Origin of the sequence: Verticiella alkaliphila, from assembly GCF_018904615.1 — a bacterium.
GTDB classification, from domain to species: domain Bacteria; phylum Pseudomonadota; class Gammaproteobacteria; order Burkholderiales; family Burkholderiaceae_B; genus Verticiella; species Verticiella alkaliphila.
Genome location: NZ_JADCNH010000038.1, coordinates 23269 through 40361, shown reverse-complemented (window position 1 = coordinate 40361; position 17093 = coordinate 23269). Strand labels below are relative to the sequence as shown.

Annotated in this window: 13 protein-coding genes; 4 read left to right on the top strand and 9 right to left on the bottom strand. The window is 65.8% G+C overall.

Translation table 11 applies throughout. The features are described from left to right. Positions 1-31: 31 nt before the first annotated feature. Complete coding sequence (gene mreC, locus IMZ29_RS18455; RefSeq protein WP_216186821.1) at positions 32-910, bottom strand: rod shape-determining protein MreC; 879 nt, start codon at positions 908-910, stop codon at positions 32-34. Positions 911-923: 13 nt separating this feature from the next. Beyond that, positions 924-1967, bottom strand: coding sequence for a rod shape-determining protein (locus IMZ29_RS18450; RefSeq protein WP_216186819.1), 1044 nt, complete (start codon positions 1965-1967; stop codon positions 924-926). 303 nt (positions 1968-2270) lie between these two features. Here IMZ29_RS18450 and gatC point away from each other — a divergent pair, with 303 nt between their 5' ends. Genes gatC through gatB form a run of 3 tightly spaced genes read left to right on the top strand, consistent with a single transcriptional unit; the run spans position 2271 to position 5559 of the window. Next, positions 2271-2579, top strand: coding sequence for an Asp-tRNA(Asn)/Glu-tRNA(Gln) amidotransferase subunit GatC (gene gatC, locus IMZ29_RS18445; protein ID WP_216186817.1), 309 nt, complete (start codon positions 2271-2273; stop codon positions 2577-2579). Further along, complete coding sequence (gene gatA / locus IMZ29_RS18440) at positions 2576-4102, top strand: Asp-tRNA(Asn)/Glu-tRNA(Gln) amidotransferase subunit GatA (RefSeq protein WP_216186815.1); 1527 nt, start codon at positions 2576-2578, stop codon at positions 4100-4102. The genes gatC and gatA overlap by 4 nt, the downstream gene beginning before the upstream one ends. Beyond that, entirely contained in the window at positions 4099-5559 is a 1461-nt protein-coding gene (gatB, locus tag IMZ29_RS18435; protein WP_216186813.1) for an Asp-tRNA(Asn)/Glu-tRNA(Gln) amidotransferase subunit GatB, read from the top strand. The genes gatA and gatB overlap by 4 nt, the downstream gene beginning before the upstream one ends. An 84-nt stretch (positions 5560-5643) precedes the next feature. Here the strand turns inward: gatB and IMZ29_RS18430 are convergent, their stop codons facing one another. Continuing rightward, a complete protein-coding gene (locus tag IMZ29_RS18430) occupies positions 5644-6021 on the bottom strand; it encodes a helix-turn-helix domain-containing protein (RefSeq protein ID WP_216186811.1) in 378 nt (125 codons plus the stop codon). A gap of 115 nt (positions 6022-6136) precedes the next feature. Here IMZ29_RS18430 and IMZ29_RS23405 point away from each other — a divergent pair, with 115 nt between their 5' ends. Next, positions 6137-6970 carry a winged helix-turn-helix domain-containing protein gene (locus IMZ29_RS23405; RefSeq protein WP_216186809.1) on the top strand — a complete coding sequence of 278 codons (834 nt, stop codon included), beginning with the start codon at positions 6137-6139 and terminating at the stop codon, positions 6968-6970. A 171-nt stretch (positions 6971-7141) separates the two neighbouring features. Here the strand turns inward: IMZ29_RS23405 and rho are convergent, their stop codons facing one another. The 6 genes from rho to IMZ29_RS18395 form a co-directional block, all read right to left on the bottom strand. Then, on the bottom strand, positions 7142-8401 hold the full coding sequence (rho, locus tag IMZ29_RS18420; RefSeq protein ID WP_216186807.1) for a transcription termination factor Rho: 1260 nt from the start codon (positions 8399-8401) through the stop codon (positions 7142-7144). A 66-nt stretch (positions 8402-8467) separates the two neighbouring features. Continuing rightward, positions 8468-8794: a thioredoxin TrxA gene (gene trxA, locus IMZ29_RS18415; RefSeq protein WP_216186805.1), complete on the bottom strand. Its 327-nt coding sequence runs from the start codon at positions 8792-8794 to the stop codon at positions 8468-8470. A gap of 293 nt (positions 8795-9087) precedes the next feature. Further along, complete coding sequence (locus tag IMZ29_RS18410; protein WP_216186803.1) at positions 9088-9318, bottom strand: hypothetical protein; 231 nt, start codon at positions 9316-9318, stop codon at positions 9088-9090. A 154-nt stretch (positions 9319-9472) separates the two neighbouring features. Further along, positions 9473-10957, bottom strand: a complete 1485-nt coding sequence (locus IMZ29_RS18405; protein WP_216186802.1) for a glutamate synthase subunit beta — start codon at positions 10955-10957, stop codon at positions 9473-9475. Between the two features lie 125 nt (positions 10958-11082). Next, a complete protein-coding gene (locus IMZ29_RS18400) occupies positions 11083-15864 on the bottom strand; it encodes a glutamate synthase-related protein (protein WP_216186800.1) in 4782 nt (1593 codons plus the stop codon). 224 nt (positions 15865-16088) lie between these two features. Next, entirely contained in the window at positions 16089-17084 is a 996-nt protein-coding gene (locus IMZ29_RS18395) for a tripartite tricarboxylate transporter substrate-binding protein (RefSeq protein ID WP_253207255.1), read from the bottom strand. Positions 17085-17093 lie beyond the last annotated feature (9 nt).

The following is a 17093-nucleotide window of genomic DNA, read 5'->3' as shown; positions in this document are numbered from 1 at the left end:
GTCGGCATGCTGGCCGCCGCGCTGGTGGGCGTCACGCTGAGCTTTCTCTTTCCGTCCACACTCGTGCTGCGCGAATCCCCTGAGAGCGCAGCACCAGGAAGTGACGATACCGATCCCAGCCCGCCAGCGGGCGCGCCACGATGCGGGCATAGCCCGTTACCGGGTCCGGTGCCACCGTTTCGATGCGCGCCACCGGCAGACCTGCCGGAAACCAGCCGCCCAGGCCGCTCGTCACGAGCACGTCCTCGACGGCGATGTCGGCATCGACGGGCACGAAGCGCAGTTCGACCTTGCCCGGTTCATCGGCCGGGAACGCGATGGCGCGCAAACCATTGCGCAGCACCTGCACAGGCACGGACACGGCACGGTCGGTGAGCAGTGCGACTTCGGCGGTGACCTTGCCCGTACGCACCACCTGGCCCACCAGGCCGTTCTCGTCGATGAGCGGGTTGCCGGCGCGCAGGCCCGCCAGGCTGCCCTTGTTGATGATGAGACGCTGCTCGAACTGGGTGCGGGATTCGTAGAGCAGCTCGACCAGCACCGCCGGATCGTCCGGGCGTTGCTCGTTCACGCCGAGCAGCCGGCGCAGCTGGCTGTTCTCTTCGGCGAGCTGGGCGGCATGCGTGGCGAGCTGCGCCACTTCGATGCGGCGCTGACGCTCGGCCTCGTCCTCGGCACGAATGCGCGCGGCGGTGTCGAGCCAGTCGGCAAACTGCCGCGCCACGTCGCGCGGCAGCAGCATCACGTACTGGAAGGGGTAGACGGCCATGCCGAGCGTCTGGCGCGCCGTGTCGAGCACGCGCCAGCGCACGTCGACCACCATGAGGGAGATCGACAGCATCAGGAAGACGACGAGGCGCACCCAGATAGGCGGGCCTTGTCTGAACAGCGAGGGTGCGTTTCCCAGCATCGGGAAAGCCGGATCAGTCGTTGATGAAGACTGCGCCCAGCTTGTCCATGTGCTCCAGCGCGTCACCGCAGCCGCGCACGACGCAGGTCAGAGGATCCTCGGCCACTACCACGGGCAGGCCGGTCTCCTCCTGCAGCAGGCGATCGAGATCGCGCAGCAGGGCGCCACCGCCGGTGAGCACGATGCCCTTTTCGGAGACGTCCGCGCCGAGTTCGGGCGGGGTCTGCTCCAGGGCGATCTTCACGGCGGAGATGATCTGGTTCAGCGGATCGGTGAGGGCTTCCAGGATTTCGTTGGACGACACGGAGAAGCTGCGCGGGATGCCTTCGGACAGGTTGCGGCCCTTGACTTCCATCTCGCGGATCTCGGAGCCGGGGAAAGCCGAGCCGATTTCCTTCTTGATGAGTTCGGCTGTGGGCTCGCCGATGAGCATGCCGAAATTGCGGCGGATGTAATTGACGATGGACTCGTCGAACTTGTCGCCGCCCACGCGCACGGAGCCCTTGTAGACCATGCCGCCCAACGAGATGACGGCCACTTCCGTGGTGCCGCCGCCGATGTCGACGACCATCGAGCCGCTGGGCTCGGACACGCCCAGGCCCGCACCGATGGCCGCGGCCATGGGCTCCTCGATGAGGTAGACCTGGCTCGCGCCCGCGCCCATGGCGGATTCACGGATGGCACGGCGCTCGACCTGCGTGGAGCCGCAGGGCACGCACACGATGATGCGCGGGCTCGGGGCCAGCAGATTCTTGGGGTGCACCATGCGGATGAACTGCTTCAGCATCTGCTCGGTGACGGTGAAGTCGGCGATCACGCCGTCCTTCATGGGGCGGATGGCTTCGATGTTGCCCGGGACCCGGCCCAGCATCATCTTGGCCTGATGGCCCACGGCCTGGATGCTTTGCTTGCCATTCGGGCCGCCCTCATGGCGGATGGCCACGACGGACGGCTCGTCCAGGACAATACCCTTGCCCCGTACGTAGATCAGCGTGTTCGCGGTTCCCAGGTCAATAGCCAGGTCGCTGGAGAAATAACTGCGCAGGAAGCCAAACATGGGTACGTGTGTGGGGTTCAGGGAAGCGGCGCCGGGCAGCGCAAAACTGCGGCAATCATACTCGCGGGCACGCGCTTCACAAGTCAGAAAAGGGGGAGGAATCAGCGCTCGCCGCATCGATTGACGACGCCCTGCGAGGCCCTGGCGGAAAAGCTGCTCATCGGCGGCAAGCCACCGCGTTCTCAAGCCAGTAAACGCAAAATGATAACTTATAATTAGCAGACAAATTGCATCGAATCGCTGCAGATACGGCATCTCGGCCTATCTCACCTGTGGTTCCGACCGATTCGCGCCAAAGCTCTCATGACACTCAATCAAGACGACGTCGTCCGCATGGCCAGGCTCGCCCGCATTGCGGTTGCGCCCGACGCGCGCGCCGAGGTGCTCGACGACCTCAATCACGTCTTCGCGCTCATCGAACAACTGCAGGCCGTGGACACCACCGGCATCGAGCCGCTGGCCCACCCGCTGTCGGCCATTGCGGAGGTCGAACTGCGCCTGCGCGAAGATGCCGTCACCGAGACGGCCTCGCCCGAGCAGCGCGCTGCCCTCATGGCCAACGCCCCGGCGGCCCACGACGGGCTCTTCCTCGTGCCCAAGGTCATCGAATGACGCAAGCCCTGCATACCGAATTCGACGACATCGCCGCGCTGCGCGCCGCGCTGGCTGAGCGCCGCGTGTCGGCCCGTGAACTTGCGCAGAGCGCACTGTCGGCCATCGACGCCGCCCGCGACTTGAACGCCTTCGTGCAGGTGGACGCCGAGCTCACGCTGGCCCAGGCCGATGCCGCCGACGCCGCGCTCGCGCGTGGGGACGCCGCCGGCCCGCTCGCGGGCGTGCCGATCGCCCACAAGGACGTTTTCGTCACCCGCGGCTGGCGCACCACGGCAGCGAGCAAGATGCTGGCGAACTACGTGAGCCCCTTTGACGCCACCGTCGTCGAGCGCCTGCACACGGCGGGCGCCGTGTCGCTGGGCAAGCTCAACTGCGACGAGTTCGCCATGGGTTCGTCCAACGAGAATTCCGCCTTTGGCCCCACCCGCAATCCGTGGGACACGCGCGCCGTGCCCGGCGGCTCCTCGGGCGGCTCGGCTGCCGCGGTGGCGGCAGGCCTGGTGATCGGCGCCACAGGCACCGACACCGGCGGCTCGATCCGCCAGCCCGCATCGCTGTGCGGCGTGAGCGGCATCAAGCCCACGTACGGCACCGTGTCGCGCTACGGCATGATCGCCTACGGCTCCAGCCTGGACCAGGGCGGCCCGATGGCGCGCAGCGCGCGCGACCTGGTCGAGCTCCTGGATCCGATGACGGGCTTTGACGAGCGCGATTCCACCAGTGCCACGCATTGCCACGGCGAGGTCAACGCGCCCGGGCGCGTGCGCAGCGCCTTCGACGCGGCCCGCCGCGACGGCAGCGCGCCACTCGCCGGTCTGCGCATCGGCGTGCCGCGCGAGTTCTTCGGTGCCGGCCTCGCGTCGGACGTCGCTCAGGCCATCGACGCCGCCCTCGGGCAGCTGGAAGCCCTGGGCGCCGTGCGCGTGGAAGTCTCGCTGCCGCGCACCGAGCTCTCGATCCCGGCCTACTATGTGATCGCCACCGCAGAAGCCTCGAGCAACCTGTCCCGCTACGATGCCGTGCGCTTCGGTCATCGCGCCGCACAGTACACCGATATCGCGGACATGACGGCGCGCTCGCGCGCCGAAGGCTTTGGCGCCGAAGTGCAGCGCCGCATCCTCACCGGCACCTACGTGCTCTCGCACGGCTATTACGACGCCTACTATCTGCAGGCGCAGCGCATCCGCCGCCTCATCGCCCAGGATTTCCAGGGCGTGCTGGGCAGCCAGTGCGACGTGATTGCCGGCCCCGCATGCCCGACCGTGGCCTGGAATCTCGGCGAGAAGTCCGACGATCCCATTGCCATGTACCTGGCCGACATCTACACGCTGGCCGTGAACCTCGCTGGCCTGCCCGCGCTGTCCATGCCCGTGGGCTTCGGTCAGGGCGAGAACGCACGCCGCCCCGTCGGCCTGCAACTCATCGGCACGTATTTCGACGAAGGCCGTCTGCTTGCGACCGCGGACGCCTACCAGCAGGCAACCGACTGGCACCGCCGCCGCCCGGAGCACCAGGCATGAAGTGGGAAATCGTCATCGGCCTGGAGACGCACACGCAGCTCTCCACCGCCGCCAAGATCTTTTCGGGTTCGAGCACGGCCTTCGGCGCCGCCCCCAACAGCCAGGCCAATGCGGTGGACCTGGCCTTGCCAGGCACGCTGCCGGTCATGAACCGCGGCGCGGTGGATCGGGCCATCCGTTTCGGGCTGGCCGTGGGCGCTCACGTGGCCCCGCGCTCCATCTTCGCGCGCAAGAATTACTTCTACCCCGACCTGCCCAAGAACTATCAGATCAGCCAATACGAGATCCCGGTCGTGCAGGGCGGCTCGCTCACGTTCTTCGTGGGCGACACCGAACGCACGATCAACCTCACGCGCGCGCACCTGGAAGAAGACGCCGGCAAATCGCTGCACGACGACTTCACCGGCCCGCACGGCGAGCGCTCCAGCGGCATCGATCTGAACCGCACCGGCACCCCGCTGCTCGAGATCGTGTCCGAGCCGGAGATGCGCTCGGCCGACGAAGCCGTGGCTTATGCCCGCGCGCTGCACAGCCTCGTCGTCTGGCTGGGCATCTGCGACGGCAACATGCAGGAAGGCTCCTTCCGCGTGGATGCCAACGTGTCCGTGCGCCCGGTGGGCCAGGCCGAGTTCGGCACACGCACCGAGGTCAAGAACGTCAACTCCTTCCGCTTCCTGGAACGCGCCATCCTCTTCGAGGCTCGCCGCCAGATCGAGTTGATCGAGGACGGTGGCAAGGTCGTGCAGGAGACCCGCCTGTACGACCCGGATCGCGACGAGACGCGCAGCATGCGCAGCAAGGAAGACGCGCACGACTACCGTTACTTCCCGGATCCGGACCTGCCTCCGCTCGTGATCGCACCCGAGTGGATCGAGCGCGTGCGCGCCGACATGCCGGAGCTGCCTGACGCCAAGCGCGCGCGCTTCGTGGCGGATTACGGTCTCACGGCCTATGACGCCGCCCAGCTCACCGGCAGCCGCGCCGTGGCGGACTACTTCGAGGCCGTGGTGAAGGCGAGCCCCGATGGGCAGGCCAAGACGGCCGCGAACTGGGTGATGGGGGAAGTGGCCGCCACGCTCAATCGCGAAGACCGCGACATTGGCGACAGCCCGGTCACGGCCGTCATGCTGGGCAAGCTCATCGCCCGCATCCAGGACGGCACGATCTCGACCAAGCTCGCGCGCGAAGTCTTCGCGGCGCAGTGGGCCGGCGAGCATGGCGGGGACGTCGATGCCATCATCGACGCCAAGGGCCTGAAGCAGATCAGCGACACCGGTGCCATCGGCGCCATGATCGATGAGGTGCTGGCCGCCAATCCGGCCATCGTGGCCGAGTACCGTGCGGGCAAGGAAAAGGCCTTCAACTCCCTGGTGGGCCAAGTGATGAAGGCCGCCCGGGGCAAAGCCAATCCCCAGCAGGTCAACGAGACCCTGCGCGCCAAGCTCGACGCCGGCTGATCCGGCAAGGCCCGCTCAGGGTCTTGCCGTCACGCAAGTTTCGGTACATGACGCCGCCGTTCGTGCGGCGTTTTTTTCGCACGCTTAACGGCGATCGATCATCCGCAGCACGCCCAGCACGTGACCGCGCTCATCGTCGTTCAGTCGTTGCAGGATGGCCATGGCCTCGTCCAGTCGCTCATCGCGCGTCTTGGCGTCGAGGCCGGGCGTGGGCAGATAGGGCGCAGGCGGCTCCTGCAGGCTCAGCCGCATAGGCCCTCGACCCTCTGCCAACCAGGCGAGCGACACGCCAAAGGTCTGCGCGAGCTTGGCCAGGGTTGCAAGTGACGGCTCGTAGTCCTGTCGCTGCAGGATGCGATGAATGGTGGACTGCGGCAAATTTGCGCGGCGCGCAAGTTGGCTCTGACTACGAAAGCCATGGCTTCGCATCAGTTCTTCTAGGCGGGAGGCCAGATTGTCCATCTCGCCAATATACGCAGGCGAATGAAAATCACGCAAAAAACGTTTCTTTCGTGAATTGATTCACGTATTCGTTTGTGAATAAGATACGGCCGAGCACGTTTACAGGAGTTGAGTCGTGTCGGTGGGTCTTTTACCGCTTTTCATGCTGCACCAGCATCTGGATGCATTGCCCGGCCACCGGGCACTGGGCGAAGCCGGGTTGGACGTCCATGCCTGCACAGGGCCGCGCGATCTCCATGCACGCCTGCATAGCCACGGCGCACCGGTTTGCGCCATCGTCGTCACGCCACAGGATCAAGAATCGACCCTCCTGATCGCCTATCTGCGCGCCAGCACGCAGGCGGGCATCATCGCGCTGATGCCGCGCAGCGAGGCCGACCTGCGCATCCAATCACTGCTGATCGGCGCTGATCTTTGCCTGCCCGTCAACACCTGCGCTCGAGAACTGTCTGCAGGCGTGCTGGCCCTTCAGCGACGGCTGAACCAGGTCCAGGGCCCGGCCGGCGCACGGGCGATGTCGAATGACCGGCTCGCCGACGAGCCCGCGCGACCGGCTACGCCAGTTGATACCCGCTGGCACCTCGTCAACAACGATTGGGAGCTCATCAGTCCGCAGGGTGTGCACGTGGCGCTGACCCACAACGAGCGCAAGCTCGTGGGGGCATTGGTCGACGAACCTGGCGCGGTGTTCTCGCGACCGGATCTCGCCCACGCATTGAGCGATTCCCTTCAGGAGATCAAGGCCACGAGCATCAACATGCTGGTGAGCCGGTTGCGCGGCAAGGCACGCCATCTGGGTGTGGAAGTGCCACTTGGCGTTCTGCCAGGCCGCGGCTACACGCTCACCGCGCCCATCGTGCGTCCGAACAAAGGCGTCACGGACAACGAGGCCACAGACGCATTGGACGACGTGCCGAACCCGATCGAATCCAACACCGAAGCCTTCTGAGACGACCTGACGGGAGGGCCGCCAAGTAAGGTGCTCGCCCCAGTCAGGCCGCCATCGCTGCGGCTGCACGTGAAAACGCCGGCATGAAAGCCGGCGTTTCTCGTCTTGCGCGCCTGGGCACGCAACACACCGCGTACGCCGTGCACAGGCACGGGCAGCACGCATACGGTCTTAGCCGCGCTTCATCATGTCGAAGAACTCGGCGTTGTTCTTGGTGGCGCGCAGCTTGTCGAGGATGAACTCCATCGACTCGACCTCGTCCATGTCGTGCATGAACTTGCGCAGCACCCAGATCTTCTGCAGCAGCTCGGGCTTGATCAGCAGCTCTTCGCGACGCGTGCTCGACTTGTTCAGGTTCATGGCCGGGTAGATACGCTTCTCGGCCAGGCGGCGCTCCAGGTGGACTTCGGAGTTGCCGGTACCCTTGAACTCTTCGTAGATCACTTCGTCCATGCGGCTGCCGGTTTCCGTCAGCGCCGTGCCGATGATGGTGAGCGAGCCACCTTCCTCGATGTTGCGGGCTGCACCGAAGAAGCGCTTGGGGCGCTGCAGGGCGTTGGCGTCCACACCCCCGGTCAGCACCTTGCCCGAGGCGGGCACGACCGTGTTGTAGGCGCGCGCCAGACGGGTGATCGAGTCCAGCAGGATGATGACGTCCTGCTTCAACTCGACCAGGCGCTTGGCCTTCTCGATGACCATCTCGGCGACCTGCACGTGGCGGGTGGCCGGCTCGTCGAAGGTGGACGCGACCACTTCGCCGCGCACCGAGCGCTGCATTTCCGTGACTTCCTCAGGGCGCTCGTCGATGAGCAGCACGATGAGGGTGGCATCGGGATGGTTGGCGGTGATGGCGTGCGCGATCTGCTGCATCATCACCGTCTTGCCGGACTTCGGCGGCGCCACGAGCAGGGCGCGCTGGCCTTTGCCCAGCGGGGCGATCATGTCCATGATGCGCCCGGTGAAGTTCTCTTCGCTCTTGATGTCGCGCTCGAGCCGCATCGGCTTGTTCGGGTGCAGCGGCGTCAGGTTCTCGAACATGATCCGGTGCTTGACCACCTCGGGCGCCTGCCCGTTGACCTTGTCGACCTTGACCAGGGCAAAGTAGCGCTCGCCATCCTTGGGCGTGCGCACTTCGCCTTCGATCGAATCACCCGTGTGCAGATTGAACCGGCGGATCTGCGAGGGCGAGATGTAGATGTCGTCCGTGCTCGCGAGATACGAGGTATCGGGCGAACGCAGGAAGCCGAAGCCATCCGGCAGGACTTCCAGCACCCCGTCACCGAAGATCTGCTCGCCCTGTTTGGCACGCCGTTTCATGATGGCAAACATCAGTTCCTGTTTGCGCAGGCGATTGGCGTTCTCGATTTCCAGCGTGGCAGCCAGTTCCAGCAACTGCGACACGTGCTGGGCTTTCAGTTCATTCAGGTGCATACGGGGACAGGAAAGAAAGGATGACGCGGCGGCAGACAGGCCGCCGCGCTGGCACGGCGGGGAAGGTTACAGCGCCTTGTCGAGGAACTCGGTGAGCTGCGACTTGGACATCGCGCCGACCTTGGTGTCGGTGGCCGTGCCGTTCTTGAAGAGCATGAGGGTAGGCACGCCACGGATGCCGAACTTGGCCGCGGTGGCCTGGTTCTCGTCGACGTCGACCTTCACGATGTTGAGCTTGCCTTCATACTCACCCGCGACCTGGTCGAGGATGGGCGCGATCATCTTGCACGGACCGCACCACGTGGCGGTGAAATCCACCAGCACGGGAAGGGAGGATTGCGTGACATCGGCGTCGAAACTCGCGTCGCTCACGTGCTTGATCGTATCGCTCATGGCTTTTCCTTTGTCAGTGGTGACACGCGGCGCGTGTCCCAAGGGTTGACGTCCAGGGATGGGTGAGAAATCAGCGGGCGGCGCCTGCCATGCCGTACATGGCCGGACCGCTTGCGAATAGGGGTGGGATACGAGGCGGAAAACTAGCCGATGTCGCTCCAGGGCAGCATAGGGTGGATAACCCTGCGCGCCGGCGTGGATGCATCGGTGACGGCCAAGCCGCCAGAACCCGAGAAATGCCGGATGACAGATCCGCGTAGGATCGCTGTCGTAATCGTTACAGAATACCCGATTTAACTGCCGCCGTGCACCGGTTTGGCCCGTGGACTGTCAAAAAAATCCAACACCGGGTTTGCAGGCAGGCGCGACGAATCGTCGAGCACGGGACCATGGCCAGACGGCGGGCGCGCGTGCGTCGCCCCACGGTTGGGCTCACCGACCTCATGGGCCTTGGCCGGCAACGCCATGAACACGGCGACACCCGCCACGGCGAGGGCGCTCAAACGCGCGAGAAGGCAAGCCATGGGGCTCTCCAGATTCAGACATGTTGGAGAGCGCAGAGTGGCAGATCGGCGCCGGGCGCGCGTTGACCTGGGTCAAGTCGAACGGCGAACGCCCCGCGGGCGGGCGCTCACCGGGGTGAACACTCGCCTGCGGGGCGTTGCGACGACGCCGCGATCAGCGCGGCAGTTCGCTCGCGCCCATCAGGAACTCGTCCACCGCGCGCGCGGCCTGCCGGCCTTCGCGGATGGCCCAGACGACGAGCGACTGGCCGCGACGCACATCACCGGCGGCGAAGATCTTGTCCACATTGGTGCGATAGTCATCGGTGTTGGCGCGCGCGTTGCCGCGGTTGTCGCGTTCCACGCCGAAGGCGTCCAGCACCTTCTGCACCGGCGACACGAAGCCCATGGCAAACAGCACCAGATCCGCCTTGATCTCGAATTCCGAGCCTTCGACTTCCTGCAGCTTCATCTGGCCGGTGGCGTCATCGCGCACCCATTCCACGCGCGCGGCGATGACCTTCTCGACCTTGCCGTTCTTGCCGACGAAGGACTTGGTGGTCACGGCCCAGTCACGATCGCAGCCTTCCTCGTGCGAGGAGGACGTGCGCAGGCGGGTGGGCCAGTAGGGCCACGTGAGCGGCTTGTTCTCGGACTCGGGCGGCTGAGGCATGAGTTCGAGTTGAGTCACGGACTTGGCGCCATGACGGTTGCTCGTGCCCACGCAGTCCGAGCCGGTGTCGCCACCGCCGATCACGAGCACGTGCTTGCCGGCGGCCGAGATCTGGTCCTTCAGGCGATCGCCCGCCACGACCTTGTTCTGCTGACGCAGGAAGTCCATGGCGAAGTGCACACCCGCGAGCTCACGGCCGGGCAGGGGCAGGTCGCGCGGGGTTTCCGCACCGCCGGTGATCACGACGGCGTCGAACTCGTCCTCGAGTTCCTTGGGCGTCTTGATGGTGAGCGCGTGGTTCAGCGTGGCGGCATAGGCTTCGCCGGCTTCTGTGTCGCCGATGTAGGTGGAGGTCTGGAAGGTCACGCCTTCGTCCTGCATCTGCGCCACGCGGCGGTCGATCTGCTGCTTCTCGAGCTTGAAATCCGGGATGCCGTAGCGCAGCAGGCCGCCGATGCGATCGTTCTTCTCGAAGAGCGTCACCGCATGGCCGGCGCGTGCGAGCTGCTGGGCGCAGGCCATGCCGGCCGGGCCCGAGCCCACCACGGCGACCTTCTTGCCCGTCTTGTGCGTCGCGCGCTGCGGCTCGACCCAGCCTTCGGCCCAGCCGCGATCGATGATGGCGTGCTCGATGGACTTGATGCCCACCGCGTCGTCATTGATGTTCAGCGTGCAGCCGGCCTCACAGGGCGCGGGGCAGATGCGGCCGGTGAATTCCGGGAAGTTGTTGGTCAGGTGCAGCACGTCCAGCGCTTCGCGCCAGCGGTTGCGATAGACCAGGTCGTTCCAGTCCGGAATGATGTTGTTCACGGGACAGGCGTTGTTGCAGAAGGGGATGCCGCAATCCATGCAGCGCGCGCCCTGCTGGCGAGCCTCGTCCTCGGTCAGGTGCAGCACGAACTCGCGCCAGTGCTTCAGGCGCTTCTTCGGTTCCTCGGCCGCTTCCGAGAGGCGCTGGTACTCCAGAAAACCCGTTGTCTTACCCATGATGGTGTCCTGTCTGGTGCTGTGCCGCCCCTCGGGGCGCGCCCGGCGCACGGGGCGCCTGGGGGGCGAATCGGTTGAACGTGTCTTTGCGCTCGCGCACCGGCCCGAAGGCCGGCGCTGCGGGCTTACGCGGCGATCTTGGCCGGGTTGGCCGCCTGCCACATCTCGCCCAGGGCGCGCCGGTAATCGACCGGCATGACCTTGACGAACTGCTTGCGGGCGGTTTCCCACTGGCCGATGATCTCGCGGGCGCGGAAGCTGCCGGTCAGGCGGAAGTGGTTCTCCACCAGGCGCTTCAGGATGGCTTCATCCGTCTCGCGCTCGCCGCCGCGCGTGGCCATGTGCCACTGCGCCTGGTTGCCGACCTTCTGCTGCTCGGCCGAGGTCACCACCGATTCGAGCTCGACCATCGAGAGGTTGCAGCGCTCGCGGAAGGTGCCTTCCGGATCGAACACGTAGGCCACGCCACCGGACATGCCCGCGGCGAAGTTGCGGCCGGTCTGGCCCAGCACCACCACCGTGCCACCCGTCATGTATTCGCAACCGTGATCGCCGGTGCCTTCGACGACGGCCTGGGCGCCCGAGTTGCGCACCGCGAAGCGTTCGCCGGCCACGCCGTTGAAGTAGGCCGTGCCCGAGAGCGCGCCGTACAGCACGGTGTTGCCCACGATGATGTGGTCGGGACCGAAGCCGCGGAAGTCGTTGGGTGAGCGCACGATGATCGTGCCGCCCGACAGGCCCTTGCCGACGTAGTCGTTGCCGTCACCGACCAGATCCAGCGTGATGCCGTGGGCGAGGAAGGCGCCGAAGCTCTGCCCGGCCACGCCGTTGCACTGGATGTGGATCGTGTCGTCCGGCAGGCCTTCGTGGCCGTACTTGGCCGCCACCATGCCCGAGAGCATGGCGCCGATCGTGCGGTTGCGGTTGCGCACCGGCACGATGAAGGACACCTTCTCGCCACGCTCGATGGCGGGCTTGGCGCGCTCGATGAGTTGCAGATCCAGGGCCTTGTCCAGGCCGTGGTCCTGCGATTCGATCTGGCGGTGCGAGACTTCCGGACCGACGTTCGGCGTGTGGAAGACGCGGCTGAAGTCCAGGCCCTGCGCCTTCCAGTGTTCCAGGCCGGCACGCATGTTGAGCAGATCGGTGCGGCCGATGAGTTCTTCGAACGTACGCACGCCCAGCTGGGCCATGATCTCACGCACCTCTTCGGCGACGAAGAAGAAGTAGTTCACGACGTGCTCGGGCTTGCCCTGGAACTTCTTGCGCAGCACCGGATCCTGCGTGGCCACGCCCACCGGGCAGGTGTTCAGGTGGCACTTGCGCATCATGATGCAGCCTTCGACGACGAGCGGCGCCGTCGCGAAGCCGAATTCGTCCGCACCGAGCAGCGCGCCGATCACGACATCGCGGCCGGTCTTCATCTGGCCGTCGGCCTGCACGCGGATGCGGCTGCGCAGATTGTTCAGCACCAGGGTCTGCTGCGTCTCGGCCAGGCCGAGCTCCCACGGCGTACCGACGTGCTTGATCGAGGACACGGGCGAGGCGCCGGTGCCGCCGTCGTGACCGGCGATCACGACGTGGTCGGCCTTGGCCTTGGACACGCCGGCAGCCACGGTGCCCACGCCCACCACCGACACGAGCTTCACCGAGATGCCGGCGCGCGGGTTGGTGTTCTTCAGGTCGTGGATCAGCTGGGCCAGATCCTCGATCGAGTAGATGTCATGGTGCGGCGGGGGCGAGATGAGGCCCACGCCCGGCACCGAGTAGCGCAGCTTGGCGATGTAGTCCGACACCTTGTGGCCGGGCAGCTGGCCGCCTTCGCCGGGCTTGGCGCCCTGGGCCATCTTGATCTGGATCTGGTCGGCGCTCGCCAGATATTCGGCGCTGACGCCGAAGCGGCCCGAGGCCACCTGCTTGATCTTGGAGCGCAGCGAATCGCCCGCCTTCAGATCGACGTCGACTTCGATGCGATCCTGGCCGAGCAGGCTGGCGAGCGTGTCGCCGTCCTTGATCGTGCTCTTGCCCGTGCGCATTTCCTCGCGGTAGCGCAGCTCATCCTCGCCACCTTCACCGGTGTTGGACTTGCCGCCGATGCGGTTCATGGCCACGGCCAGCACCGAGTGGGCTTCGGTGGAAATCGAGCCCAACGACATGGCGCCCGTGGCAAAGCGCGTGACGATGCTCTTGGCGGACTCGACTTCTTCCAGCGGGATGGCCTGGGCGGGATCGACGCGGAACTCGAACAGACCGCGCAGCGTCATGTGGCGCTTGCTCTGGTCGTTGATGATCTGCGCGTACTCCTTGTAGTTGCGGTAGTTGTTGGCGCGCGTCGCGTGCTGGAGCTTGGCGATCGCGTCCGGCGTCCACATGTGTTCCTCGCCGCGCACGCGATAGGCGTACTCGCCGCCCGGATCCAGCATGTCGCGCAGGGCCGGATCGTCGCTGAAGGCCGCGCGGTGCTGGCGCAGGGCTTCCTCGGCCACCTCGAAGATGCCGATGCCTTCGATGTTGCTCGCCGTACCGGTGAAGTACTTTTCGACCAGGCTGCGCTGCAGGCCGACCGCTTCGAAGATCTGCGCGCCGGTGTAGGACATGTAGGTCGAGATGCCCATCTTGGACATGACCTTGTTCAGACCCTTGCCCACGGCCTTCACGTAGTTGTAGATCGCCTTGTCGGCGGCGGCGCGCGATTCGGACGTGGGCTTCTCGCCCTGGTGCATGGCCACGAGCGATTCCATCACCAGGTAGGGGTGGATGGCTTCGGCGCCGTAGCCTGCGAGCAGGGCGACGTGGTGGACTTCACGCACCGAACCCGTCTCCACGACCAGGCCGGTCGCGGTGCGCAGGCCGGCGCGGATCAGATGCTGGTGGATGGCCGAGGTGGCCAGGAGCGCGGGCACCGGCACGCGTTCGGCATCAACGCGGCGATCCGACACGATCAGGATGTTGTAGCCCTGTTGCACGGCGTCGGCCGCCTGCGAGCACAGCGCGGCCACGCAGGCCTCGATGCCTTCCTTGCCCCAGCTCGCGGGGTAGGTGATGTCCAGCTCGTAGCTGCGGAACTTGCCACGCGTCACGCGCTCGACGTGGCGAATCTGCGCCATGTCGTCGAAATCCAGCACCGGCTGCGCGACTTCCAGGCGCAGCGGCGGATTGACGTTGTTGATGTCCAGCAGGTTGGGCTTGGGGCCGATGAACGACACCAGCGACATCACCATCTGTTCGCGGATGGGGTCGATCGGCGGATTCGTGACCTGCGCGAAGAGCTGGCGGAAGTAGTTGTAGAAGGGCTTGGGACGGTTCGACAGGACAGCCAGGGGCGAATCGTTGCCCATGGAGCCGATGCCTTCCTCGCCCGTGATGGCCATCGGCTCGAGGATGAACTTGTAGTCTTCCTGCGTCCAGCCGAACACCTGCTGGCGATCGAGCAGCGGCACGCTGGAGCGGGCCTCGTCGATGTCGGCCTGTTCCGGCGAGGGCAGGCTATCGAGCTTGACGCGCAGACGCTCGATCCACTGGCGGTACGGGCGAGCGGCGGCCAGCTGCGACTTGAGCTCCAGATCGTCGATGATGCGGCCCTGTTCGAGGTCGATCAGGAACATCTTGCCCGGCTGCAGGCGCCACTTCTTGACGATGCGGTTCTCCGGCACGGACAGCGTGCCGGCTTCCGAGGCCATGATGACCATGTCGTCGTCCGTCACGACGTAGCGCGCCGGGCGCAGGCCGTTGCGATCCAGCGTGGCGCCGATCTGGCGGCCATCGGTGAAGACCAGGGCGGCCGGGCCGTCCCAGGGTTCCATCATCGCGGCGTGGTACTCATAGAACGCGCGGCGATGCTCGTCCATCTCGGTGTGCTGTTCCCAGGCTTCCGGGACCATCATCATCATGGCCTGGGCGAGCGGGTAGCCCGCCATGATCAGCAATTCCAGGCAGTTGTCGAAGATGGCCGTGTCCGATTGGCCTTCGTAGGCGATCGGGTACAGCTTGGCCAGGTCCTCGCCCAGCACGGCGGACTTCATCAGGCCTTCGCGGGCACGCAGCCAGTTGAAGTTGCCCTTGACCGTGTTGATCTCGCCGTTGTGCGCGAGCAGACGATACGGGTGGGCCAGCGGCCAGGCGGGGAAGGTGTTCGTGGAGAAGCGCTGGTGGACCAGGCCCAGGGCGGACACGGCGCGCGGATCGGCGAGATCGCGGTAGTACACGCCCACCTGGTCGGCCAGCAGCAGGCCCTTGTAGACCACCGTGCGGGTGGAGGCCGACGGCACGAAGTATTCCTTGCCGTGCGCCAGCTTCATCTTCTGGATGGCGTGGCTCGCGGTCTTGCGGATTACGTACAGCTTGCGCTCGAGCGCGTCCGGCACCATGACGTCCGAGCCGCGGCCGATGAAGAGCTGGCGGATGACCGGCTCGCGCTTGCGCACCGTGGGCGACATGGGCATGTCCATGTCGACGGGCACGTCGCGCCAGCCCAGCACGACCTGGCCTTCGACGCGAACCGCGCGCTCGAGCTCGCGCTCGCACGCCAGGCGGGAGGCCGTTTCCTTGGGCAGGAAGAGCATGGCCACGCCGTACTCACCGGGCGGGGGCAGCGTCACGCCGCGCGAAGCCATGTCTTCGCGGTAGAGCTCGTCGGGGATCTGGATCAGGATGCCCGCGCCGTCGCCCATGAGCGGGTCGGCACCGACGGCGCCCCGGTGATCCAGGTTCTCCAGGATCTTCAGGGCTTGCTCGATGATCGTGTGGCTCTTGCGGCCCTTGATGTTGGCGACGAAGCCGACGCCACAGGCGTCGTGTTCGTTGGCCGGGTCATACAGACCCTGGCGCGCCGGCAGGCCGATGCGGGTGGCGTCGACCACCGAAACAGCCGCATCGGCGCCAGCCGTCGAACAGGAAGATTGAGACATGGCGGGCTCCCATCACAACACAAAGATGTCAAGGGGACCGACGATACTGCTGCACTGCACAGAACGCAACAAAAACCGATGGTGCGTCCCTAATTATCGCATCCAGGGTTTGCAGGATTTCTGTGGAGCAACTCGGCCCAGATCCGCATTGTTCCAGTGTGCACAGCCCCTGTTACCCACACTGAGGCTCCATGACGGTGCCTCAGTGCTTTGATGCGTCCCTATTATTTCTGACGCTGCATACCCAGGCGTTCCAGCACGGCCGATTCCGTCTTGAACGTGTCGGCTGCCCACTTGCTGTAGTCCTCACTGCTCATGTAGTAGGGCTGCATGTCGAAGTTGTCGAGCGACTTCACGTAGTTGTCCATCTCCATGGCCTGCTTGAAAGCGTCGTGCAGCTTCTTGACGACGGCCGGATCCGTGCCCTTGGGCACGACCAGGCCGAAGGGCGAGGTCTGCACCAGATCGATGCCCGATTCCTTGAGCGTCGGCGCATCCGGGAATTTCTTGGAGCGCTCTGCACCCCAGGTCGAGAGCAGGCGCAGACGGCCATCCTCGACGAACGGAGCCCACCCCGGGGTGTCTGCCACGGACATGACGTGGTTGCCCACCACGGCTTGCAGGTTCTCGGCGTTGCCCTTGTAGGGCACGTGCACGAGTTCGATGCCTGCGTTCGCGGCGATCTGCTCCATGGTCAGGTGCAGCGTCGTGAGTGGGCCTGGCGTGCCGTACGTGAGCTTGCCCGGGTTCTGGCGGGCGTACTCGATGTAGCCGTTCATGTCCTTGATGGGCGAATTGGCCGGCACGACCAGGCCGAAGGAGTAGCCCGCCAGACCGATCACATACGTGAGGTCCTCGACAGGATCCCAGTTGATCTTCTGGGTGTAGGGCAGGCGGAACACGGGCAGCGGCACCTGTGCGAGCGTGTAGCCGTCGGGCTTGGCGTTTTGCATCGCCTGCGCGGGCAGCACGCCGCCCGCACCCGGCTTGTTCTCGATGATGACCGGCTGGCCCAGGATCTTGGCCGCGTTCTCGGCCAGCACGCGGAACGGCACGTCCGTGGAGCCGCCCGGCGTGAAGCCGATCTGGATGTGGATAGGACGATTCGGGAAGCCGTCCGCGGCCGAGGCCGCCTGGGCGACGCCGGCGGCCAGGGTGCTGGCCCCGATCACCCCGGCAGCGACGGACCAGCGCACAGCGGTGGGCATACGAGAAAACATGGTGTCTCC